The 22,264-nt window shown below is 69.2% G+C and carries 22 protein-coding genes and 1 pseudogene; 16 read left to right on the top strand and 7 right to left on the bottom strand.

Annotation, left to right across the window (positions count from 1 at the left end):
• From LGN10_RS29665 to LGN10_RS29650, 4 genes are all read left to right on the top strand, one after another.
• The coding region (locus tag LGN10_RS29665) for a 2-hydroxyacid dehydrogenase (protein ID WP_226225903.1) at positions 1 to 801 on the top strand (801 nt) is incomplete at its 5' end.
• 32 nt (positions 802 to 833) lie between these two features.
• Positions 834 to 1,766 carry a hydroxymethylglutaryl-CoA lyase gene (locus LGN10_RS29660; protein ID WP_059641270.1) on the top strand — a complete coding sequence of 311 codons (933 nt, stop codon included), beginning with the start codon at positions 834 to 836 and terminating at the stop codon, positions 1,764 to 1,766.
• 26 nt (positions 1,767 to 1,792) lie between these two features.
• On the top strand, positions 1,793 to 2,299 hold the full coding sequence (locus tag LGN10_RS29655; protein WP_059641268.1) for a YbaK/EbsC family protein: 507 nt from the start codon (positions 1,793 to 1,795) through the stop codon (positions 2,297 to 2,299).
• Positions 2,296 to 2,502 (top strand): DUF1289 domain-containing protein, encoded by a 207-nt coding sequence (locus LGN10_RS29650; RefSeq protein ID WP_060317100.1) that lies wholly within the window; start codon positions 2,296 to 2,298, stop codon positions 2,500 to 2,502. The genes LGN10_RS29655 and LGN10_RS29650 overlap by 4 nt, the downstream gene beginning before the upstream one ends.
• Before the next feature lie 242 nt (positions 2,503 to 2,744).
• Here the strand turns inward: LGN10_RS29650 and LGN10_RS29645 are convergent, their stop codons facing one another.
• Positions 2,745 to 3,647 (bottom strand): DMT family transporter, encoded by a 903-nt coding sequence (locus LGN10_RS29645; protein WP_226225902.1) that lies wholly within the window; start codon positions 3,645 to 3,647, stop codon positions 2,745 to 2,747.
• A 112-nt stretch (positions 3,648 to 3,759) separates the two neighbouring features.
• Here LGN10_RS29645 and LGN10_RS29640 point away from each other — a divergent pair, with 112 nt between their 5' ends.
• Positions 3,760 to 4,251: an Lrp/AsnC family transcriptional regulator gene (locus LGN10_RS29640; protein ID WP_059576448.1), complete on the top strand. Its 492-nt coding sequence runs from the start codon at positions 3,760 to 3,762 to the stop codon at positions 4,249 to 4,251.
• 124 nt (positions 4,252 to 4,375) lie between these two features.
• Here LGN10_RS29640 and LGN10_RS29635 read toward each other — a convergent pair whose 3' ends face one another.
• The gene (locus tag LGN10_RS29635; RefSeq protein WP_060966569.1) at positions 4,376 to 5,272 is read right to left on the bottom strand and encodes an alpha/beta fold hydrolase; all 897 of its coding nucleotides are present in this window, start codon (positions 5,270 to 5,272) and stop codon (positions 4,376 to 4,378) included.
• Positions 5,273 to 5,511: 239 nt separating this feature from the next.
• Between LGN10_RS29635 and LGN10_RS29630 the strand changes: the two genes are divergently transcribed.
• Positions 5,512 to 6,471: an NAD(P)H-dependent flavin oxidoreductase gene (locus tag LGN10_RS29630; RefSeq protein ID WP_059576442.1), complete on the top strand. Its 960-nt coding sequence runs from the start codon at positions 5,512 to 5,514 to the stop codon at positions 6,469 to 6,471.
• Between the two features lie 126 nt (positions 6,472 to 6,597).
• Here LGN10_RS29630 and LGN10_RS29625 read toward each other — a convergent pair whose 3' ends face one another.
• The 3 genes from LGN10_RS29625 to LGN10_RS29615 form a co-directional block, all read right to left on the bottom strand.
• Positions 6,598 to 7,560 (bottom strand): LysR family transcriptional regulator, encoded by a 963-nt coding sequence (locus LGN10_RS29625; RefSeq protein ID WP_060966567.1) that lies wholly within the window; start codon positions 7,558 to 7,560, stop codon positions 6,598 to 6,600.
• A 194-nt stretch (positions 7,561 to 7,754) separates the two neighbouring features.
• Positions 7,755 to 8,831, bottom strand: a complete 1,077-nt coding sequence (locus LGN10_RS29620) for a porin (protein ID WP_059641258.1) — start codon at positions 8,829 to 8,831, stop codon at positions 7,755 to 7,757.
• Positions 8,832 to 9,175: 344 nt separating this feature from the next.
• Positions 9,176 to 9,658, bottom strand: coding sequence for a hypothetical protein (locus LGN10_RS29615; protein ID WP_060317111.1), 483 nt, complete (start codon positions 9,656 to 9,658; stop codon positions 9,176 to 9,178).
• 347 nt (positions 9,659 to 10,005) lie between these two features.
• Here LGN10_RS29615 and LGN10_RS29610 point away from each other — a divergent pair, with 347 nt between their 5' ends.
• From LGN10_RS29610 to LGN10_RS29585, 6 genes and pseudogenes are all read left to right on the top strand, one after another.
• On the top strand, positions 10,006 to 11,037 hold the full coding sequence (locus LGN10_RS29610; protein ID WP_059641254.1) for a bile acid:sodium symporter family protein: 1,032 nt from the start codon (positions 10,006 to 10,008) through the stop codon (positions 11,035 to 11,037).
• A gap of 239 nt (positions 11,038 to 11,276) precedes the next feature.
• The gene (locus LGN10_RS29605) at positions 11,277 to 13,121 is read left to right on the top strand and encodes an EAL domain-containing protein (RefSeq protein WP_060010414.1); all 1,845 of its coding nucleotides are present in this window, start codon (positions 11,277 to 11,279) and stop codon (positions 13,119 to 13,121) included.
• 372 nt (positions 13,122 to 13,493) lie between these two features.
• Positions 13,494 to 14,513, top strand: coding sequence for a LacI family DNA-binding transcriptional regulator (locus tag LGN10_RS29600; RefSeq protein WP_059576424.1), 1,020 nt, complete (start codon positions 13,494 to 13,496; stop codon positions 14,511 to 14,513).
• Positions 14,510 to 15,790, top strand: a pseudogene (locus LGN10_RS29595) (AGE family epimerase/isomerase). The gene LGN10_RS29600 and the pseudogene LGN10_RS29595 overlap by 4 nt, the downstream one beginning before the upstream one ends.
• A complete protein-coding gene (locus LGN10_RS29590; RefSeq protein WP_226225901.1) occupies positions 15,787 to 16,695 on the top strand; it encodes a carbohydrate kinase family protein in 909 nt (302 codons plus the stop codon). The pseudogene LGN10_RS29595 and the gene LGN10_RS29590 overlap by 4 nt, the downstream one beginning before the upstream one ends.
• Before the next feature lie 120 nt (positions 16,696 to 16,815).
• A complete protein-coding gene (locus LGN10_RS29585) occupies positions 16,816 to 17,037 on the top strand; it encodes a hypothetical protein (RefSeq protein ID WP_059576415.1) in 222 nt (73 codons plus the stop codon).
• A 58-nt stretch (positions 17,038 to 17,095) separates the two neighbouring features.
• Here the strand turns inward: LGN10_RS29585 and LGN10_RS29580 are convergent, their stop codons facing one another.
• Both LGN10_RS29580 and LGN10_RS29575 read right to left on the bottom strand, forming a co-directional pair.
• Entirely contained in the window at positions 17,096 to 17,290 is a 195-nt protein-coding gene (locus LGN10_RS29580) for a DUF2905 domain-containing protein (RefSeq protein WP_011546377.1), read from the bottom strand.
• Positions 17,291 to 17,334: 44 nt separating this feature from the next.
• On the bottom strand, positions 17,335 to 18,525 hold the full coding sequence (locus tag LGN10_RS29575) for a class I SAM-dependent methyltransferase (RefSeq protein ID WP_059576412.1): 1,191 nt from the start codon (positions 18,523 to 18,525) through the stop codon (positions 17,335 to 17,337).
• 13 nt (positions 18,526 to 18,538) lie between these two features.
• On the opposite strand from LGN10_RS29575, the gene LGN10_RS29570 reads away from it, so the two are divergent.
• The 4 genes from LGN10_RS29570 to glmU all read left to right on the top strand — a co-directional run bounded on the left by LGN10_RS29570 (position 18,539) and on the right by glmU (position 22,251).
• Entirely contained in the window at positions 18,539 to 19,282 is a 744-nt protein-coding gene (locus LGN10_RS29570; RefSeq protein WP_226225899.1) for an SDR family oxidoreductase, read from the top strand.
• 75 nt (positions 19,283 to 19,357) lie between these two features.
• Positions 19,358 to 19,762 carry a dihydroneopterin aldolase gene (locus tag LGN10_RS29565; protein WP_059576406.1) on the top strand — a complete coding sequence of 135 codons (405 nt, stop codon included), beginning with the start codon at positions 19,358 to 19,360 and terminating at the stop codon, positions 19,760 to 19,762.
• Positions 19,759 to 20,754 (top strand): tRNA 2-thiocytidine(32) synthetase TtcA, encoded by a 996-nt coding sequence (ttcA, locus tag LGN10_RS29560; RefSeq protein ID WP_059576403.1) that lies wholly within the window; start codon positions 19,759 to 19,761, stop codon positions 20,752 to 20,754. Before LGN10_RS29565 ends, ttcA begins: the two co-directional genes overlap by 4 nt.
• A 135-nt stretch (positions 20,755 to 20,889) precedes the next feature.
• Complete coding sequence (gene glmU / locus LGN10_RS29555) at positions 20,890 to 22,251, top strand: bifunctional UDP-N-acetylglucosamine diphosphorylase/glucosamine-1-phosphate N-acetyltransferase GlmU (protein ID WP_226225897.1); 1,362 nt, start codon at positions 20,890 to 20,892, stop codon at positions 22,249 to 22,251.
• Positions 22,252 to 22,264: the final 13 nt, after the last annotated feature.

Below are 22,264 nucleotides of genomic sequence, written 5' to 3'. Positions count from 1 at the left end.
CCGCGCGAGTTCTTCACGCCGCGCGACGGCCTGCGCGCGATCTTCAACCTCGGCGCGGGCGTCGATGCGCTGCTCGCGCTCGAGCACGCCCATCCAGGCACGCTGCCCGCGCACGTGCCGCTGGTGCGGCTCGAAGATTCGGGCATGGCGCGGCAGATGGTCGAATACGTGACGCACGCGGTGCTGCGCTACCTGCGCCGCTTCGACGAATACGACCTGCTCCAGCGCGAACGCCGCTGGCAGCCGCTCGAACCGCACGCGCGCGCAAGCTTCACCGTCGCCGTCCTCGGGCTCGGCGTGCTCGGCGCGCAGGTCGCCCGCGCGCTCGCCGCACTCGGCCTGCCGGTGCGCGGCTATAGCCGCAGCGTGAAGCAGCTCGACGGCGTCACCACGTTCGCCGGCGACGGCGCGTTCGACGCGTGCATCGACGGCGCGAAAGTGCTCGTCAATCTGCTGCCGAGCACGCGCGACACCGACGGCATCCTGTCGGCGCGCGCATTCGCGCGGCTCGCGCGCGGCGCATACGTCGTCAACGTCGCGCGCGGCGCGCATCTCGTCGAAGCCGACCTGCTCGACGCGCTCGCGAGCGGCCAGGTCGCCGCGGCCACGCTGGACGTGTTCCAGCACGAACCGCTGCCGGACGACCATCCGTTCTGGCGCGCGCCGCGCGTCACGATCACGCCGCACAGCTCGGCCGAGACGCTGCGCGCGGAAGCCGTCGAGCAGATCGCCGGCAAGATCCGCGCGTTCGAGCGCGGCGCGCCCGTCAGCGGCATCGTCGACTACGCACGCGGCTACTGAATTCCGCCACAAAGAGAAACCAGGAGACAACCATGACGTTCCCCACCGCCGTCAAGATCGTCGAAGTCGGCCCGCGCGACGGCCTGCAGAACGAGAAGACCTTCGTGCCGACCGACGTGAAGATCGCGCTCGTCGACCGGCTGTCGCGCGCCGGTTTTCGCAACGTCGAGGCCGCGTCGTTCGTGTCGCCGAAATGGGTGCCGCAGATGGCCGACGGCGCCGACGTGATGGCCGGCATCGAGCGCCGCGCGGGCACCGTGTACTCGGTGCTCACGCCGAACCTGAAGGGCTTCGAGCATGCGCTCGCCGCCCGCGCGGACGAAGTCGTGATCTTCGGCGCGGCGAGCGAGGCGTTCTCGCAGCGGAACATCAACTGCAGCATCGCGGAGAGCATCGCGCGCTTCGAGCCCGTCGCGAAGGCCGCGAAGGATGCGGGCCTGCGGCTGCGCGGCAGCGTGTCGTGCGCGCTCGGCTGCCCGTACCAGGGCGAGGTGCCGGTGGCGTCGGTGGTCGACGTCGTCGAGCGGTTCGCCGCGCTCGGCTGCGACGAGATCGACATCGCCGACACGATCGGCGTCGGCACGCCGAAGCGCACGCGCGAAGTGCTCGCGGCGGTGACGCGCGTGTTCCCGCGCGAACGCCTGTCGGGCCATTTCCACGATACCTACGGCCAGGCGCTCGCGAACATCTACGCGGCGCTGTTCGAAGGAATCGAGATCTTCCACGCGTCGGTCGCGGGCCTCGGCGGCTGCCCGTACGCGAAAGGCGCGACCGGCAACGTCGCGACCGAGGACGTGCTGTACCTGATGCAGGGCCTCGGCATCGAGACCGGCATCGATCTCGCGCAGGTCGTCGCCGCCGGCGACTTCATCTCGAACGCGATCGGCCGCGCGAACGTGTCGCGCGCCGGTCGTGCACTGCTCGCCAAGGCGCAGAGCGCGGCCGACGCCGCGAACTGCGTCTGACTGCGCCACTCCACGGATTCTCCAACATGACGACACCCGCTTCATTCGATTCCCTGCCCGACTCCGCGCGACGCGTCGCGCTGCTGCTGCGCGAGCGCGGCCATGCGAAAGGCATCGTGATGCTCGCCGAAACCGGCAAGACGTCGGCCGAGGCCGCGGCCGGGCTCGGCTGCTCGGTCGCGCAGATCGCGAAGTCGATCCTGTTTCGCCGGCAGGCCGACGACGCGCCCGTGCTCGTCGTCGCGAGCGGCGTCAACCGCGTCGACGAAAGGAAGGTCGCCGCGCAGGTCGGCCCGGTCGGCCGCGCCGATGCGAAGTTCGTGCGCGACAACACCGGCTACGCGATCGGCGGCGTCTGCCCGATCGGCCATCTGGTCGAACCCGTCACGCTGATCGACGCCGACCTGCTCGCGCTCGACAGCCTGTGGGCCGCCGCCGGCCATCCGCACGCGGTGTTCAACCTGTCGCCGCACGAGCTCGTGTCGCTGACGGGCGCGCCCGTCGCGGACGTCGCGTTGCGGGAGCCCGCATGAGCGACGCGACGATGCCGGTCGCGACGGTCGCGTCGCCGTGCACCGACGTCTGCCGGATCGATCCGCGCACCGACTGGTGCGCGGGCTGCCTGCGCACGCGCGGCGAGATCAAGGGATGGCGTACGTCGGACGACGACGCGAGACGCGCGCTGCTCGCGCAGCTCGACGCGCGGCGGCGCCTGATCGCGGGCAGCGAGACATAAAAAAAGCCGTTCAGCCTCACGGGCGAACGGCGTCGAGATCGGAATCCTGTGAACGTGATCAACGTCACAGCCCGCATCATACGAGCGACGCGGCCGCATCGCATCGGGTGTTTCCCTACAACTTCCTGCCGCGCTTTTCGCGGCCGCGCGCGACGCCCTCTCGCGCGCAATCGCCGTTCCCGACACGCGCAGTCGGCGCGCCGCGGCGCGACCGCGCAGCCGCGCCGAATCGTCCGACCGTATCAGTTACCGACCGCCTCGCGACGCGCGGGCACGATGCGCCAACCGAGGTTCACGCCGGCCGCCGCGAGCAGGATCAGCAGCGCGCCGAACATCTGCGTCCACGCGAGCGTCTGCCCGAACGCGATGCGATCGACGGCGATCGCGACGACCGGATAGACGAACGACAGCGCGCCCGTCATCGCGGTCGGCAGCTTCTGCACCGCGCCGTACAGCAGCACGTACATCAGCCCCGTGTTGACGATGCCGAGCACGATCAGGTCGGCCCATTGCCCGGCCGTCGCCGGCAACGTGTCGAAGTGCGCGAACGGCGCGAGCAGCAGGATGCCGAGGCCGACCTGCAGCAGCGCGAGCAGATGCGGCGGCGTGCCCTTCAGGTGCTTCGTGATGATCGACGAGATCGCATACAGGAACGCCGCGCCGAGCGACAGCGCGACGCCTTCCAGATATGCGCCGGGCACGGCGAGCACGGCCGGCTCGACGCGCACCACGAACACGAGCCCGGCAAACGCGAGCACGAGCCACGCGACCGTCGACGCGGTGATCCGTTCGCGGAACACGATCGCGCCGAGCGCGACCAGCATGAACGGCTGCGTGTTGTAGACGGCGGTCGCCATCGAGATCGACGCACGCGAATAGGCGGCGAAAAGCAGCAGCCAGTTCGCGACGATCGCGAGGCTGCCGAGCGTCACGAGCACGAGCATCCGCGGCGAGAACAGCGAGCGGCGCAGGAAGCCGAACGCCGCGCAGACGATCGCGAGCGTCGCCGTGCCGAATACGCAGCGGAAGAACACGACATTGGTCAGCGGCTGCTGCGACGACATCACGAGCCAGCCGATCGTGCCGGACATCAGCATCGCGACGATCATCTCGGCGGCGCCGCGGCGAATTTCATTCGTGGCCATCATGGATTCCGTTGAAGAGAGGGGATGACTTCGATTCTAGAAACTTGCCTTCGCCACAACCACGGCTAAACTGAAGCGAATCAGCCGATTCACCTTCGAAACCAAGGCAACCATGCCGAAACGCCTTTCCCCGCCCGCCGTCGCGTCGCTCGACGCGACCGACCGCGCGATCGTCGCCGCGCTGGCCGACGACGCACGCATCGCGACCAGCGAACTCGCCCGGCAGATCGGACTGTCGGCGCCCGCCACGGCCGACCGCGTGCGGCGGCTCGAGGCGCAAGGCGTGATCGCCGCATTCACCGTCGAGCTCGACCCGCGCGCGCTCGGCTATACGCTGCAGGCGATCGTCCGCGTGAAGCCGCTGCCGGGCCAGTTGCATCTGGTCGAGGAGTTGCTGCGGCGGATTCCGGAATTCGTCGAATGCGACAAGGTCACCGGCGACGACTGCTTCATCTGCCGGCTCTACCTGCGCACGATCGAGCACCTCGACGACATCCTGTCGAAGGTGACGGAGCGCGCGGAGACGAGCACCGCGATCGTGAAATCGACGCCCGTGCCGCGCCGCCTGCCGCCGCTCGTCGAAGACGACCACGCGCGCCGCTAAGCCGCTGGCGGCGCACACCGCCGAGCCGCTGGCGGCGCACACCGCCGAGCCACTGGCGGCGCATACCGCCGAGCCGCCGGCGACGCACACCACTGAACCGCGGGCGGCACGCCCGCACGCACCGTCACGCGGCTGGGTCGCGCGCCTCGAAGAACGCGAGCAGTTCGTCGATCAGCGCGGCCGGCGCCTCTTCCGCAATGTAGTGCCCGCAGTCGAGCGCGCGGCCGCTGACGTCGCGCGCGACGCGCCGCCATTCGTCGAGCGGATCGAAGCAGCGGCCGACGACCCCGTGCTCGCCCCACAGCACGCGCAGCGGGCACGCGACCTTGTTGCCGCGTTCGAGGTCCGCACGGTCGTGCTCGAGATCGATCGTCGCCGACGCGCGGTAGTCCTCGCACATCGCATGCACGGCGCCCGGCTGCGCGAGCGCCGCCCGGTACGCGTCGAGCGCCTCGGGCGCGAACGGCGCGAGCCCGGCCGAGCGGTTGCCCATCACGCGTTCGATGTACGCATCGGTGTGCGCGCCGATCAGCGTCTCGGGCAGCGGCTCGGGCTGGATCAGGAAGAACCAGTGGAAATACGCGGTCGCGAACGCGCGATCGGTTTTCTCGTACATCGCGAGCGTCGGCGCGATGTCGAGCAGCATCATCCGCTCGACGGCATCCGCATGATCGAGCGCGAGCCGGTGCGCGACCCGCGCGCCGCGATCGTGCGCGCACACATGGAAATGCTCGAAGCCGAAGTGCCGCATCACGGCGACCTGGTCCGCCGCCATCGCCCGTTTCGAATACGGCGCGTGGCGCGCGTCGCTCGGCGGCCGGCCCGATGCGCCGTAGCCGCGCAGGTCGGTGGCGATCACCGTGAAGTGATTCGCGAGCGTCGCGGCAACGCGATGCCAGATCATGTGGGTCTGCGGATGGCCATGCAGCAACAGCAGCGGCGGCCCCGCGCCTCCTTTGACACCGAAGATGTCGGTGTCCTGCACCGTCACGCGAAACGATGCAAACGCGTCAAACGACATGGTTTGTTTCTCGTTGGTTTGTTATGGCGGCTATTTTAAAAGTGGCGGCGCGTCTTCACAGCGAGGTCACCGCCCGAAACCGTAGAAAGAGAACACTCACTCGATTGCCGGCCCACCGCGCCTTTTGCTAAGCTCGCGTAGAATCGCACGACCGTTCGTATTAATATGACCGAATGCGTTCCGCGGCTACACTCGAATCACCGTTCGACCGCCACGCCCCCGGAGACTGGAGACATCACATGGCATTGCCCACCGTCCTGCAGAACCTGACGCTCCCCGTCATCGCGTCGCCGATGTTCATCGTCAGCTACCCCGAACTCGTGCTCGCGCAATGCAAGGCGGGCATCGTCGGTTCGTTCCCCGCGCTCAATGCGCGCCCGGCCGAACTGCTCGACGAGTGGCTCACGCAAATCCAGTCGGAACTCGCCGAGCACAAGGCGAAACATCCCGACGCGGTGATCGGCCCGATCGCGGTCAATCAGATCGTCCACCAGTCGAATGCACGGCTCGAGCACGACGTGCGCGTGTGCGTCGAGCACAAGGTGCCGATCTTCATCACGAGCCTGCGCGCGCCGGCGCGCGAGATCGTCGATGCGGTGCACGGCTACGGCGGCATCGTGCTGCACGACGTGATCAACCTGCGCCACGCGCAGAAGGCGCTCGAAGCGGGCGTCGACGGGCTGATCCTCGTCGCGGCCGGCGCCGGCGGCCACGCGGGCACGACGTCGCCGTTCGCGCTGGTCGGCGAAGTCCGCAAGATCTTCGACGGCCCGATCGTGCTGTCCGGCTCGATCGCGAACGGCGGCTCGATCCTCGCCGCGCAGGCGATGGGCGCCGACTTCGCGTACATGGGCACGCGTTTCATCGCGACGCAGGAAGCGCACGCGATCGACGACTACAAGCACGCGATCCTGAACGCGAAATCGTCGGACATCATCTACACGAACCTCTTCACGGGCGTGCACGGCAACTACATCCGCGAGAGCATCGAGAAGGCCGGCCTCGATCCGGACGCGCTGCCGGAATCCGACAAGACCAAGATGAATTTCGGCAGCGACAAGACCAAGGCATGGAAGGACATCTGGGGCGCCGGCCAGGGCGTCGGTCTGATGGACGATCTGCCGAGCGTGGCTGCGCTCGTCGAGCGGCTCAAGCGCGAGTACGACGACGCGAAGGCGCGGCTCGGCATCCCGCGCTGACGGATGCGGCGGCCGTGGTGGCCGCCATCGGCCGCCATCGGCGCGAGATCGTCGCCCCAACGAAAAAAGCGCGAACCGCAGCGGTTCGCGCTTTTTTATTGCCCCGCCGCGGCGGAACGATGCGGCTCAGCCCGCGCGCTTCATCCGCGTGATCGGCAGCACGCGCAGACGCGATTCGATCGACGGGCACAGCGACTGCCCTTCAAAACGCGCGGCGAGGAAGTCGACGAACGAGCGCACCTTCGCGGACACGTGACGACGGCTCGCGTACACCGCATAGATCGGCGCCTCGTGCGGCGGCACCGAATCGAGCAGCACCGGCACGAGCCGGCCCGCTTCGATGTCGTCGCCGACCACTTCGGTGCCGAGCAGCGCGATGCCCGCGCCGGCGAGCACGGCCGCGCGCAGCCCTTCGAGATGGTTCACGATCAGGTTGCCGTTCAGGCTCACGCGCGACGCGGCGGCCGCGTCGATCACCAGCGAATCGAGCATCGTCGAATTCGAATCGCGCCGCAGGTAGTTGTGATCCGCGAGATCGGCGATCGTCCGGGGCGTGCCGTGCTTCTCCAGATATGCGGGCGACGCGACCAGCAGGATGTGCGCGGTCGCGATCTGGCGCGCGACCAGCGACGACGATTTCAATCCGTTCGGCGCCGCGCGCACCGCGACGTCGTAGCCTTCCTCGATCAGGTCGACCACGCGATCGGACAGCGTCATGTCGACGGTCACGTCCGGGAACCGGCCCGCATAATCGGTGACGGCCTGCATCACGTGCCGCAGCCCGAACGCGGACAGCGACGTCACGCGCAGCCGGCCCTGCGGCACCACGCTCGCGGCGCCGACGGCCTGCCCGGCCTCGTCGAGTTCGGACAGCGCCTGCACGAGGCGCTCGTAGTATTCGCGTCCCGCCTCGGTCGGCGCGACGCGTCGTGTCGTGCGATGCAGCAGCCGCGCGCCGAGCTGCTGCTCGAGGTGCATCACGTGCTTGCTCGCCATCGCCGCCGACATCTGCATGCGCTCCGCCGCGCCGACGAAGCTGCCCACTTCGACGACGTAGCGAAACACATTCATGCTGACGAGGGTATCCATCGAACTAGCTCGCAATCCCGGGAAATCGACCAATTACGAGATAGGGTAACAAAGGCGGGGAAACAGAAAGGTCAAGAAAGGCAAAACGGCGCCGCGGGTGGCGGCGCCGCTTCGGACTGAAAATGACGGGCAGGAAAACATGCAGCCGAAACGCGCGATTGACGCGCGGCCGGCGCACCGATCGCGCGTGCGCGTCAGAACTTCGCGCGGATGCCGGCGCCGAACGTGTTGCCGGTCGACAGGCCGCTGATGTGATCGTTCATGTAGGCCGCGTAGACGTCGGTGCGCTTGGACAGCGGATAGTCGTAGCCGACGGCCCAGGTCTGGCGCGTCTGGTCGAGGCCGCCCGCGTCGCGCGAGTACGCATACGACGCCATCGCATTGCCCACGCCGATCGGCACCGACACGCCGCCCTGCGCGGTGTTCACGTGCCAGCTGCCCGCGACCTGGTCGTTCTTCGTATACATGTACTGGCCGAACAGCTTCACGAGCTTCAGGTCGTAGGTGGCGCCGACCAGCGCGATGCCCTGGCTCTTCATGCCGGTCACGAGCGCGCTCAGGTCCTGCGGGCCGTTGTTGAAGTTCACGTACTGATACACGGCGGTCGCCGCGAACGGGCCGTTCGCGTAGTTGAACTGCGCGCTCCACTTCTTCGAACGGTTGTCGCCGGCCTGGTTGCCGAGCGCGTACATCGCGCCGAAGTTCAGGCCCCCGAACGAAGGCGACGTGTAACCCAGCGCGTTGTTCCAGCCCGAATCGCCCACCGCGCCCTGGTCGCTCGGATAGGTCGGGAACGTGCCGAGGCCGAGGAACACGTGATACACCATCGGCGAGAAGGTGTACGAGTCGTAGAACGGGTTGAACAGGATCGTCGACAGGAACAGGTGCGTCGTCAGGCGGCCCGCCGTCACCGTGCCGTACGGCGAGCTGATGCCGACGTACGCGTTGCGCGCGAAGAACGTGTCGCCCTGGAAGCGGCCGTACTGGCCGTTCTGCGCACGGAAGAAACTCTCCAGCGTGAAGATCGCCTTGTAGCCGCTGCCGAGGTCCTCGGCGCCGTGCAGGCCCCAGTACGACGTCGACATGCCGCCGCCCGACACGTTCCACGCGCGATCGCCGCCCGGGAACTTGGTGGCGCCGACCCATTCGTCAACCTGCCCGTAGAGCGAGACGCTCGACTGCGCATGGACGGGTGCGGCAGCCGCCACGCAGGCGGCTGCGGCGATCAGCTTGACGGACGTGCGCGACGCACGGCGGGCGAATGCTTTCATGGGATCTCCAGGTTTTGTCGAATAGTCGATAAGTGGCGCGAGCGTTGTTGTATGGAGCCGAGTGCTTGCGTCGTATGGGGCGCAGCCATCTTTACGGATCATTCGTCCGGTCAAAATTGCGCACGCTTATTGCGGGTATAGCGTCGGCATTAACTTCGCGGCAGGTATCCATGGCCGCACGCACGGCGGCGGCCCGGCACGAACGCGGTCGCACGGGCGGGCGGCGGCGCGGCATGGCGTGCCGGGCGCGAAAGATAGCGCAATGCGGCGGGAAAATCAGCGGGAATCTGCGCGCGACTGTGGCGAATTCGCATCAGCCGGCAAGGGGACGAGCGCCGGGGCGCTCAGTTTCGGTAGAACGGGGAGAAAAACGGCGAGTGCGCAGGCTCTTCCTGCGAGCGGGGCGGCGGCATCGGGCGGCCGCCGCGCTCCTCGTTGTAGCGCGCGACGTCGGCGCGGATCGAGCCGGCTCGCAGCGGGACGTTGCCGCCGCCCGGCGGGCGCGGCATCTGGCGGACTTCGGCGTTGATCGGCCGATACGGGCTTTGCGCGGCGTAATGGCCGTACGACGGTGTCGGGCGCAGCCCCCAGCGGGAGCCGGCGCCGCTCACGCCGCCGGGACGCACGCCGGCAGACGGCGGCACGCGACGCCACACCGGCGCGCCGCCGGCGGGCTGACCGTACGCGCGCATGTCGCCGCCGCCGAAGCCGTGGCTGCCGAACCCGTGACCGCCGTGGGGAGGCTGGGCGAGCGCGAGCGGCATCAGCAGCGTGCCGAGCACGCCTGCCACCCATCGTCCGATCTTCCGTTTCACCCGTTCCGTCATCGTTCCGTGCCCATCGACGCCCGCCGTCGGCTCCTTTCGGCCGACCCAAGGCTTTCAGCAGTAATTTATGAGCGGGGGGAAAGCGTGTCGAGCCAAAAAGTGTTATGTCGCCGGCATCGGTGTAACACCATGTTACTGCTAGGTTTTTTCACTTCCGGGCGCGATCGCGACGGAACGTTCTTCCGCGGTTTTGGCCGCCGCCGCGACTCGTACGGCGGCCGCCGTTGCATGCCACTGATTCATCAATCGATTCGCACAATGAATTTGTGTAGTGAATCGTCAACCGGGACAATAACGCCATCCGCGCGCGCGACGCGCGCCTTCGTCGTTTCCGAATCGAGTTCCCGATGGCCCGTCCCCGTTTTCTTCCCGACAACTTCACGCTCGCGCTCGTCGGCACCGTCGTACTCGCGAGCCTCGTGCCGTGCCGCGGCCCGGCCGCCCATGCGTTCAACTGGGCCACCAACATCGCCGTCGGCCTGCTGTTTTTCCTGCATGGCGCCAAACTGTCGCGCGAAGCCGTCGTCGCGGGCGCGACGCACTGGCGACTGCACGCGCTCGTGCTGCTCAGCACGTTCGCGCTGTTCCCGCTGCTCGGCCTCGCGCTGAAACCCGTGCTGCAGCCGCTCGTCACGCCGACGCTGTACGCGGGCGTGCTGTTCCTCTGCACGCTGCCGTCGACGGTCCAGTCGTCGATCGCGTTCACTTCGATCGCGAAGGGCAACGTGCCGGCCGCCGTGTGCGCGGCCTCCGCGTCGAGCCTGCTCGGGATCTTCGTCACACCGGCGCTCGTCGGGCTGATGATCACGTCGCAGTCGGCCGCGGCCGCGTCGCCGTGGAGCACCGTCGGCAGCATCGTGATGCAACTGCTCGTGCCGTTCATCGCCGGCCAGTTGCTGCGGCCCGTGATCGGCGGCTGGATCGACCGCAATCGCGGCGTGCTGCGCTTCGTCGACCAGGGCTCGATCCTGCTGGTCGTCTACGTCGCGTTCAGCGAGGCCGTCAACGAGGGGCTGTGGCACCAGATTCCGCCGCGCGCGCTCGGCGGCCTGCTCGTCGTCAACCTCGTGCTGCTCGCGATCGCGCTGCTGCTGACCGCGTTCGTCAGCAAGCGGCTCGGCTTCAACCGTGCCGACCAGATCACGATCATCTTCTGCGGATCGAAGAAGAGCCTCGCGGCCGGCGTGCCGATGGCGAAGGTGATCTTCTCGGCGAACGCGGTCGGCGCGATCGTGCTGCCGCTGATGCTGTTTCACCAGATCCAGCTGATGGCGTGCGCGGCGCTCGCGCAGCGCTGGGGCGCGCGCGACACGAGCGGCGAGCACGACGAGGGCGGCGCGACGGCCGCATCCGGCGCGCTGAGCGCGGGCAAGCGCTGACGCGTCCGGGGGCGCGATGGCCGCCGCGGGCGGCTTTCCGCTTTCCGCTTTCCGCTTTCCGCTTTCCGCCTACCGCTCATCGCCCCCCCGTTTTCGGTCCCTCGCCACTTCCGGCCACGCCCCGACGCGCATCCGGCGCGATGCACCGGCAACGCCGGTCATGTCACGAAATCTTCATTCAATTCTCCGCGCGCGATGCCGTTAAGCCGGACGTCCCGTCGATTCGGCTGCCCTCGCCCATGCCCGCGCCCCACTCCGGTTCCGCCGCCACCCGCACCTCGCGCCTGATCGCGGATCGCGCGCTCGCCGCCGTCTTCCAGCCGATCGTCGACCTCGGGTCGGGGACGGTCGTCGGTTACGAAGGGCTGATCCGCGGCCCGCGCGGCACCGACCTCGAGCCGCCCGCCGCGCTGTTCGCGCAGGCCGCGCGCGAAGGCGAAACCATCGCGCTCGAACGGGCGGCCGCGCTCGCCTGCCTCGACGCGTTCGCGGCGCTCGGCTGCGATGGCAAGCTGTTCCTCAATTTCAGCGCGGGCACCATCCTCACGCTCGCCAGCGAACGCGAGCGCGCATGCCAGTTCCTCGGCCGCGCGCACATCGGCGCCGAACGCATCGTGATCGAGCTCACCGAGCAGAACGCGATTCCCGATCTCGCGGACATCGGGCCGGCGGTCGCGTCGCTGCGCGACGCCGGCATCCAGTTCGCGCTCGACGACTACGGCACCGCGAACGCGAGCATGAACCTGTGGCTGCGCCTGCACCCGGACCTCGTGAAGATCGACCGCTTCTTCATCCACGACATCGCGCGCGACCCGCTCAAGTTCGAGGCCGTGAAGGCGATGCAGCACTTCGCGCAGGCGAGCGGCGCGAAGCTGATCGCGGAAGGCATCGAGAACGAATGCGACCTGATCGTCGTGCGCGACATGGGCATCTGCTGCGTGCAGGGCTTCCTGCTCGGCCGGCCGAACGCGCAGCCGTCGCGGGTGGTCGCGCCGGCCGCGCGCGACGCGATCCGCGCGCCGCACATCGCGGTGTTTCCCGGCATGACGCGCGCGGTGCGGCCGGCCGGCACGATCGCCGGGAAGATGCTCGTGCCCGCCCCGGCGCTGCCGCGCGACGCGACCAGCAACGACGTGCTCGACCTGTTCAACCGGATGCCCGACCTGCACGCGGTCGCGCTCGTCGAGCGCGGGCGGCCCGTCGCGCTCGTCAATCGTCGCGGCTTCATCGACCGTTTCGCGCTGCCGTATCACCGCGAGGTGTTCGGGAAGAAGCCGTGCCTGCAGTTCGCGAACGATGCGCCGCTGATGATCGACAACGCGACGACCTTCGAGCAACTCGCGCTGCTGCTCGCGAGCCACGACCAGCGCTATCTCGCGGACGGCTTCGTGATCACCGAACACGGCCGCTATGTCGGGCTCGGCACCGGCGAGAGCCTGGTGCGCACGGTGACCGAAATGCGCATCGAGGCCGCGCGCTACGCGAATCCGCTGACCTTCCTTCCCGGCAACATCCCGATCAGCGCGCACATCGACCGCCTGCTCCAGCGCGACGCCGGCTTTCATGCGTGCTACGTCGACCTGAACCAGTTCAAGCCGTTCAACGACCAGTACGGCTACTGGCAAGGCGACGAAGTGCTGAAGTTCGCCGCGACCGTGCTGGCCGGCGTATGCGACCCGCAGCGCGACTTTCTCGGCCATGTCGGCGGCGACGATTTCCTGGTGCTGTTCCAGCGCGACGACTGGCGCGAGCGCGCCGCCGACGCGATCGCGCGCTTCAACGACGGCGCGCGGCTCTTCTACACGCAGGCCGACCGGCAGGCGGGCGGGCTGCATGGCGAGGACCGCCACGGCAACCCGGCGTTCTTCGGCTTCGTGACGATGGCGATCGGCGCGGTCGGCGTGCCGGCCGGCGCGCACGGCGCGAAACGCTACGGCAGCGACGAGATCGCGTCGGTCGCCGCGCTCGCGAAGCGGCGGGCGAAGCAGCAGCCGGACGGGCTCGCGGTCGTCGATCTCGATGCCGGCCGCGCCGCGCTGCGGCATCGCGGCGAACCGCCGGCCGTGGCGGTGGCGGCCGGCTGAACGACGGACGGTCGCTCGCGACGCACGGAAAACCGGTGCACCGTGCGACGGGGGCGATGCCCGGCCGCTGCAACGTTCGGCTGTCGCGCAACGGCCTCTCATCGTCATCGGTCACGGCCACGGCGCCCGCCCACGCTCGCCCCGGCCCGCGATCCGACTATCCATTTTGCGGCGCTGCGTCGGCACCGCCGGACACCCGCACGCCCACCTTGCCTTTTTCGCGTTTTGTTTAGTATTTTTAGTAACGGTGTTTTCGCAGATTAGCGCTTAAAAATCCGCTATTTGCGGGTATTCCCCGGTTATCCGGCCCGAATTCCGCGACACGTTTTACTATACAATCGCCTCCACCCTAAACAAACCGGACCCCGAACGATGGGTACGACCATTCGCGATGTGGCGCGGGCGGCTGAGGTTTCGATCGGCACCGTCTCCCGCGCGCTGAAAAACCAGCCCGGCCTGTCCGAAGCCACGCGCGCGCGCATCGTCGGGATCGCGCAGCAGCTCGGCTACGATCCCGCCCAGCTGCGGCCGCGCATCCGCCGGCTCACTTTCCTGCTGCATCGGCAGCACAACCGCTTTCCCGCGAGCCCGTTCTTCTCGCACGTGCTGCACGGCGTCGAGGACGCGTGCCGCGAGCGCGGCATCGTGCCGACGCTGCTCACGGTCGGCCCGAACGACGACGTGCTGCGCCAGATGCGCCCGCACGCGCCCGACGCAATCGCGGTCGCCGGCTTCATCGAGCCCGAGACGATCGAGGCGCTCGCCGCCACCGGCCGGCCGCTCGTGCTGATCGACCTGTGGGCGCCCGGGCTGCGCTCGGTCAACATCGACAACGCGACCGGCGCGGCGCTCGCGATGCGCCACCTGCTCGCCACCGGCCGCTCGCGGATCGCCTTCATCGGCGGCTCGGCCGCGCACTACAGCATCGCGCAGCGCGCGATCGGCTATCGGCGCGCGTTCTTCGAAGCCGGGCGGCTGTTCGATCCCGCGTACGAAGTGACGATCGACGCCGGGCTCGACCCCGACACGGGCGCCGCGCGTGCGATGGAGCAACTGCTCGACGCGCCGGGCCCGCGGCCCGAAGCCGTGTTCGCGTACAACGACGCGGCCGCGCTGGCCGCGCAGCGCGTGTGCATCGCGCGCGGGCTGCGGATTCCGGACGACATCGCGATCGTCGGCTTCGACGACATCCCGGCCGCCGCGCACGCGAGCCCGCCGCTCACGACGCTCGCGGTCGACAAGGAAGCGCTGGGCCGCCGCGGCGTCGAGCTGCTGCTCGCCGAAGCGCCCGAGCGCACCGAGATTTCCCTGCCCGTCGAGCTGATCGTGCGGGCCAGCAGCCAGCCCGCCGGCTCCCCGGCACTCGATACCGCCACGGTCCAAGAATCATGAACATGCCTCCGGTCCAACCCCGCGCCGCCGCGCCGGCCGGCCACGCGCCAGCCGCACCGTTCGTCGCGAGCTTCCGCGATCCGTCGTTCCTGCTGTCGCACGTCGAAGACACGCTGCGCTTCTACGCGGCCAACGCATTCGACCCGACGGGCGGCTTCTACCACTACTTCCGCGACGACGGCAGCATCTACAACCGCACGTCCCGCCATCTCGTCAGCAGTTGCCGGTTCGTCTTCAACTACGCGATGGCGTACCGGCATTTCGGCGATCCGCGCCACCTGGAATACGCGCGCCACGGGCTGCGCTTCCTGCGCGACGCGCACTGGGACGACGCGCTGCAGGGCTACGACTAGGAGCTCGACTGGCGCGACGGCGCGAAGCGCGCGACGCTCGACGGCACGCGCCACTGCTACGGCCTCGCGTTCGTGCTGCTCGCGGCCGCCCACGCGACGATGGCCGGCATCGACGAAGCGCGCCCGCTGATCGCGGCCACCTACGAGCTCGCCGAGCACCGCTTCTGGGATGCGGCCGCGGGCCTCTATGCGGACGACGCGACGCCGAACTGGAACGTATCGACGTATCGCGGCCAGAACGCGAACATGCACATGACGGAAGCGCTGCTCGCCGCCTACGAGGCGACCGGCCACCTCACGTACCTCGATCGCGCGGAAAAGCTCGCCACCCACATCACGCAGCGCCAGGCCGCGCTGTCGGGCGGGCTCGTGTGGGAGCACTACCATGCGGACTGGTCGGTCGACTGGGACTACAACAAGGAAGACAGCTCGAACATCTTCCGCCCGTGGGGCTTCCAGCCCGGGCACCAGACCGAATGGGCGAAGCTGCTGCTGATCCTCGAGCGGCACCGCCCGCTCGACTGGCTCGTGCCGCGCGCGACCGAGCTGTTCGACGCGGCGCTCACGCACGCATGGGACGCCGATCACGGCGGCCTCTGCTACGGCTTCGGCCCGGACTTCACGATCTGCGACCACAACAAGTATTTCTGGGTGCAGGCGGAGACCTTCGCGGCGGCCGCGATGCTCGGCGTGCGCACCGGCAGCGAGCGTTTCTGGGACTGGTACGACGAGATCTGGCGCTACAGCTGGGCGCACTTCGTCGATCACCGCTACGGCGCGTGGTACCGGATCCTCACCTGCGACAACCGCAAGTACAGCGACGAGAAAAGCCCGGCCGGCAAGACCGACTATCACACGATGGGCGCCTGCTACGACGTGCTCGCGACCCTCGCGCGTGCGCAACGCAGCGAGCCGACGCAATGAGCGGCGGCACGTTTCCGGCTTTCGTGTCGGCGGGCGACATCCTGACCGACATGGTGCGCGCGGGCGACGCGCAGTGGACGTCGGTGCCGGGCGGCGCCGGCTGGAACGTCGCGCGCGCGGTCGCGCGGCTCGGCGTGCCGAGCGCGCTCGCCGGCGCGATCGGCGAAGACTGCTTCTCCGACGTGCTGTGGCGCGCGAGCGAAGCGGCCGGCCTCGACCTGCGCTTCCTGCAGCGCGTCGCGCGGCCGCCGCTGCTCGCGATCGTCCACGAGACGCGCCCGCCCGCGTACTTCTTCATCGGCGAAGCGAGCGCCGATCTCGCGTTCGATCCGGCACGGCTGCCGGCCGGCTGGACCGATCACGTGAAATGGGCGCATTTCGGCTGCATCAGCCTCGTGCGCGAACCGCTCGCGAGCACGCTGGCCGCGCTCGCGGCCGACCTGCGTGCGCGCGGCGTGAAGATCAGCTTCGACCCGAACGTGCGGAACCTGATGACGGCCGCGTACCGGCCGACGCTGGAGAAGATGGCCGCCCTCGCCGACCTGATCAAGGTGTCCGACGAAGACCTGCGGCACCTGTTCGGCGGCGATGGCCCCGACGCGATCGCGGCGGTGCGCGCGCTGAACCCGCGGGCGGCCGTGCTCGTCACGCGCGGCGCGCAGGCGGCCACGCTCCATGCGGACGGCGACGTGCACGAAGCCAGCCCGCCGCGCGTCGAGGTGGCCGACACCGTCGGCGCGGGCGACGCGTCGATCGGCGGCCTGCTGTTCAGCCTGATGGCCGCGCCGCGGCGCGGCTGGCGCGAGCATCTCGCGTTCGCGGTGGCGGCCGGCGCCGCCGCGTGCCGGCATACGGGCGCGCACGCCCCGACGCTCGACGAGGTCGTCGCGCTGCTTGAAGGGTGAAGGCACGCTGAAGAGGCGAAGAAGGGACGGTGGCCGGCCGCCGATCGGTCACCGATAAACCGCATTCACCATGCTGCGCCGCAGTGCTACGATGAAGCGTCCTATTGCGGGAGAGGCACGATGGACACGAACACGTTCACCAAAGGCATCTACACGGCCAAGGCGCATACGCACCGCTCGGACAACGGCGAGTTTCAGGGCTACGTGATCCTGGCGCGGGACGACGGCGACGAGACGGAAAACATGCGCTACGACGTCCACACGACGAGTTCGAGCGAGGAAGAAGCGTTCGAGGAAGCCAAGGCGCTCGCGCACCGGATCCTCGGCGAGATCGAGCTGTGACGCGCAGCACCCTCACGCGCGCGCCGCGGCGCGACCGCGACGCGCCGTCCCGCTCGATTCAGAGCAGCCGCGCCACCATCGATACCAGCATCGTCAGCACCAGCGTCGACATGAACGGGAACGGGTAGCGCCGCCCGCCGAGCGTCAGCGTGACGTCGCCCGGCATCCGTCCGATGCCGAGCTTGCCGAGCCACGGCCAGCAGCGCGTGAGGATCATCACCGCGATGAACGTCGTCAATAGCCAGCGCAACATGCCTGAGGCCCGTTTACATAGGGAACGTACATGTGTCGCGCCCGTCAGAGCGCGTGCGAACGGTCGCCGCGCGCGAACGCGTCGAGCGTGCCGTCGATCCCGCGCGAAAACGCGATCACCTTGAACAGCTCGCCCATCTCGGCCTCCGAGATCAGCTTCTGCACCGCATTCGCGGCCGGCAGGAACGCGTGGACGTCGGACGGATCGATCGCGGCCAGCGCGTCGGTGATGCCCGCGTTCAACAGGAAGCGCGCCTGCGACGTGTAGCCGAGCAGATCGGCGCCGGTCGCGACGCCCGCGTCGTAGATGCCGGTGAATTCGACGTGCGCGGTGATGTCCTGCAGGCCCGGGTACACGAACGGGTCGTCGTGCGCGTGGTGGCGGTAGTGGCACATCAGCGTGCCGCGGTCGCGCTGCGGGTGGTAGTACTCGTGCGCAGGGAAACCGTAGTCGACCAGCAGCACAGCGCCGCGCGCGAGCATCGTGCAGACGGTGCGCGTGAACGCCAGCGCGGCCTCGTGCGTTTCGGTCACGTAGCCGTCGCCGACGTCCAGCCCCGCGAGCACCGCCGGCAACGCGGCCGCGCCGACCGGCCGGTCGTCGAACACGAACGCCTGCCGCGCGTCGAGCGCGACGCCGCGCTCGCGCCACGCGCCGTCCGCCTTCGCGAAGAGGCGCACCGGCATCGCGTCGAGCACCTCGTTGCCGACCACGACACCCTCGAACCGCTCAGGCAGCGCGTCGAGCCAGCGCACCTTCGCGGCCCGCGCCGGCACCGCGGCTTCGATCGTGTCGCGCTGCCGCTCGCGCAGTTCGCCGGACAGGTCGACGATCAGGTATTCGTCGAGTTCGACGCCCGGCGCGTCGAGCGCCGCGAGCAGCCCGGCCGCGAGCTTGCCCGTGCCGGCGCCGAATTCCATCACGCGGCGCGTGCCGCTCGCCGCCAGTGCTTCGGCGACCGGATTCGCGAGCGTCTGCGCGAATAGCGGCGACAGCTCCGGCGCGGTGACGAAGTCGCTGCCGTCGTCGGCGCGACGCCCGAACTTGCGCGCGCCGCCGCTGTAATAACCGAGGCCCGGCGCATACAGCGCGCGCTCCATGAAGCGGTCGAACGGCAGCCAGCCGCCGGCCGTCGCGATCTCGTCGCGCAGTTGCGCGGCGAGGGTTTCGGACTGCGCGAGCGCGTCAGGGCCGGGAGCAGGTAAACTAGCGGGTTCGTGAGCTTTCGGGTTCATCCCGGCATTGTAAATGACCGTTTCAGCCGATACGTCGACCCCACGCGTGGTGCTCGTCACGGGCGCCCTGGGCAGCGCGGCCGACGCCGCGTCGATCGGCCGTGCGCTCGCGACGGGTTTCGCCCGCCGGGGCTGGGACGTCGCGCTGCAGCGCGGCCACGGCGCGCCGCGCGCGGCCGCCGACGCGCTCGTCGCCGAAGTCGCGGCGCTCGGCCGTCGCGCGGCCGTGCTCGACGCCAATCTGGCCCTGGAAACCGATGCGGCCGCGCTCGTCGCCGCGTGCGGCGAAGCGCTCGGCCGGCCCGCGTGCGCGGTGTTCGTCAGCGCCAGCGCCGGCGCCGACGACGCGCACACGGTGGACGGCGCGTCGCTCGCTGCTGCGCTCGCACGCAACGTGACGGCGCCGCTCGCCTTGGCGCGCGCACTCGCCGACGCGACGCCCGACGCCGCGCGCGACGACGAAACGCTGCGCGCGTGCGCGATCCACGTACTGGATCAGGCCCTGTTTCACCCGGCGCCAGCGCAGCTGTCGCACGCGCTGATGCAGGCCGCACTGAACCGCGCGACGTCGGCGCTCGCGCTGGCGCTCGCGCCGAAGGTGCGGGTCGCGGCGCTGGTGCGCGGCCACGCGCCGCACGCGGACGACATCGCGGCGGCCGCCTGCTATCTCGCGAGCGCGCCCGGCGTCACCGGCGCGACACTGACAGTCGACGGCGGCGAGCACCTGGTGCCGCCCGCCGCCGGCCCGAATGAATGAACCGCGCGGGCGCGGCCTGAGAGCCGCCGCCCGCGCCGCTTTGCGTGCGCGCACGCCAATTTGACTGGGACGACCATGTTTTCCGCTCTCCTGCACCCCCGCCTCGCGGATTGCCGCAGGCTCTACCTGCGCGACTACGAGGTGCACATCAACATCGGGGCCTTCGAACACGAGAAGCGCGGCGAGCAGCGCGTCGTCATCAACATCGACCTGTTCGTGCCGCTCGCGCTGTCCACCCCGGTCGACGACCGGCTGCACGAAGTCGTCGACTACGACCTGATGAAGCAGAGCGTCGCGCAATGCCTGGCGCGCGGCCACATCCACCTGCAGGAAACGCTGTGCGATTCGATCGCCGCGCACCTGCTGGCGCACGACACCGTGCGCGCGGTACGCGTCCGTACCGAGAAACCGGACGCCTATCCGGACTGCGACGCCGTCGGCGTCGAAGTCTTTCGCATCAAGGACGAGGAGCGCGCATGAACGCCCCCCACATGAACGACACGGCGGCCGACGCCGCCACGCTGGACGACGCCGCCGCGTCGGCCGGCCGCCCCGCGCTGACGCGCCGCGAGCAGAAGGAAGCGTACGAGAACAACAAGCTGTTCAAGCGGATCGTGCGCCAGGTCGGCCAGGCGATCGGCGACTACAACATGATCGAGAACGGCGACAAGGTGATGGTGTGCCTGTCGGGCGGCAAGGACAGCTACGCGATGCTCGACGTGCTGCTGCGCCTGCGCGAGCGCGCGCCGATCGACTTCGACATCGTCGCGGTGAACCTCGACCAGAAGCAGCCGGGCTTCCCCGAGCACGTGCTGCCCGAATACCTGACGCAGGTCGGCGTGCCGTTCCACATCGAGAACCAGGATACCTACAGCATCGTCAAGCGGCTCGTGCCGGAAGGCAAGACGACCTGCTCGCTGTGCTCGCGGCTGCGCCGCGGGATCCTGTACCGCGTGGCCGGCGAGCTCGGCGCGACCAAGATCGCGCTCGGCCATCACCGCGACGACATCGTGCAGACGCTGCTGCTGAACATGTTCTACGGCGGCAAGCTGAAGGGGATGCCGCCGAAGCTGCAGTCGGACGACGGCAGGAACATCGTGATCCGCCCGCTCGCGTACGTGAAGGAAACCGATCTCGAGAAATACGCGGAATTGCGCGAATTCCCGATCATCCCGTGCAACCTGTGCGGCAGCCAGCCGAACCTGAAGCGCGCGGAAATGAAGGCGCTGATCCGCGACTGGGACAAGCGCTTCCCGGGCCGCGTCGACAACATGTTCAACGCGCTCGCGAAGGTCGTGCCGTCGCACCTGATGGACACGACGCTGTATCCGTTCCAGTCGCTGCGCGCGACGGGCGAGGCCGACCCGCAAGGCGACATCGCGTTCGACGAGGAACCGTGCGCGTCGGGTGACGAGTCGGCGGCGCCGGGCGCCGCCCGGCCGATCTCGATCGTCCAGTTCGACGACCTGTAAGCAGGGGCGGAACACCCGCCGGAACCGGGCGCCGGCAGCCCTTTCCGGCGCCGTCGCCCCGCCGCGACAGGCCCGGAGCGCCAGGGGCCGCATGCTAAAATAGAGGGCTTCAAACTCCTCTGACAAGCTGGCGCCATGAATATCGTGATTTTGGCGGCAGGCACCGGCAAGCGCATGCGCTCCGCGCTGCCGAAAGTGCTTCACCCCCTGGCTGGCAGGCCGCTCCTCTCCCACGTCATCGACACCGCACGCACGCTGCAGCCGTCCCGGCTGGTCGTCGTCGTCGGCCACGGCGCCGAGCAGGTCCAGGCCGCTGTCGCCGCGCCCGACGTCCAGTTCGCGGTGCAGGCCGAACAGCTCGGCACCGGCCACGCGGTGCGCCAGGCGCTGCCGCTGCTCGATCCCGCGCAACCGACGCTCGTGCTGTACGGCGACGTGCCGCTCACGCGCGCGTCGACGCTGCGCCGTCTCGTCGATGCCGCGCTCGACGGCCGCTACGGGATCCTGACCGTCACGCTCGACGACCCGACCGGCTACGGCCGGATCGTGCGCGACGCGGCCGGCTTCGTCACGCGCATCGTCGAGCAGAAGGATGCGTCGCCGGACGAGCTGAAGATCGCCGAGATCAACACCGGCATCATCGTCACGCCCACCGCCCAGCTGTCGATGTGGCTCGGCGCGCTGAAGAACGAAAACGCGCAGGGCGAGTACTACCTGACCGACGTCGTCGAACTCGCGATCGAGGCCGGCTTCGAGGTCGTCACGTCGCAGCCCGACGACGAATGGGAAACGCTCGGCGTGAACAGCAAGGCGCAGCTCGCGGAGCTCGAACGCATTCACCAGCGCAACGTCGCCGATGCGCTGCTCGTCGACGGCGTCACGCTCGCCGATCCGGCGCGCCTCGACGTGCGCGGCGCGCTGCGCTGCGGCCGCGACGTATCGATCGACGTGAACTGCGTGTTCGAAGGCAACGTGACGCTCGCCGACGACGTGACGATCGGCGCGAACTGCGTGATCCGCAACGCATCGATCGGCACGGGCACGCGCATCGACGCGTTCACGCACATCGACGGCGCCGAACTCGGCGCGCACACCGTGATCGGCCCGTACGCGCGGCTGCGCCCGGGCGCGCAGCTCGCGGACGAAACGCACGTCGGCAACTTCGTCGAGGTGAAGAACGCGGTGATCGGCCACGGCTCGAAGGCGAACCATCTCACGTACATCGGCGACGCCGACATCGGCGCGCGCGTGAACATCGGCGCGGGCACGATCACCTGCAACTACGACGGCGCGAACAAGTTCCGCACCGTGATCGAGGACGACGTGTTCGTCGGCTCCGACACGCAGCTCGTCGCGCCCGTGCGCGTCGGCCGCGGCGTGACGATCGCCGCCGGCACGACGATCTGGAAGGACGTCGCCGAAGGCGTCCTCGCGTTGAACGAGAAGACGCAGACCGCGAAGAGCGGCTACGTCCGCCCGGTCAAGAAGAAGAGCTGAACCTTTTGCGGGC

The organism is Burkholderia sp. AU32262, from assembly GCF_020419985.1.
GTDB classification, from domain to species: domain Bacteria; phylum Pseudomonadota; class Gammaproteobacteria; order Burkholderiales; family Burkholderiaceae; genus Burkholderia; species Burkholderia semiarida.
The sequence above is the reverse complement of the archived record's forward strand: the minus strand, read 5'-3'. Positions and strand labels throughout refer to the sequence as shown.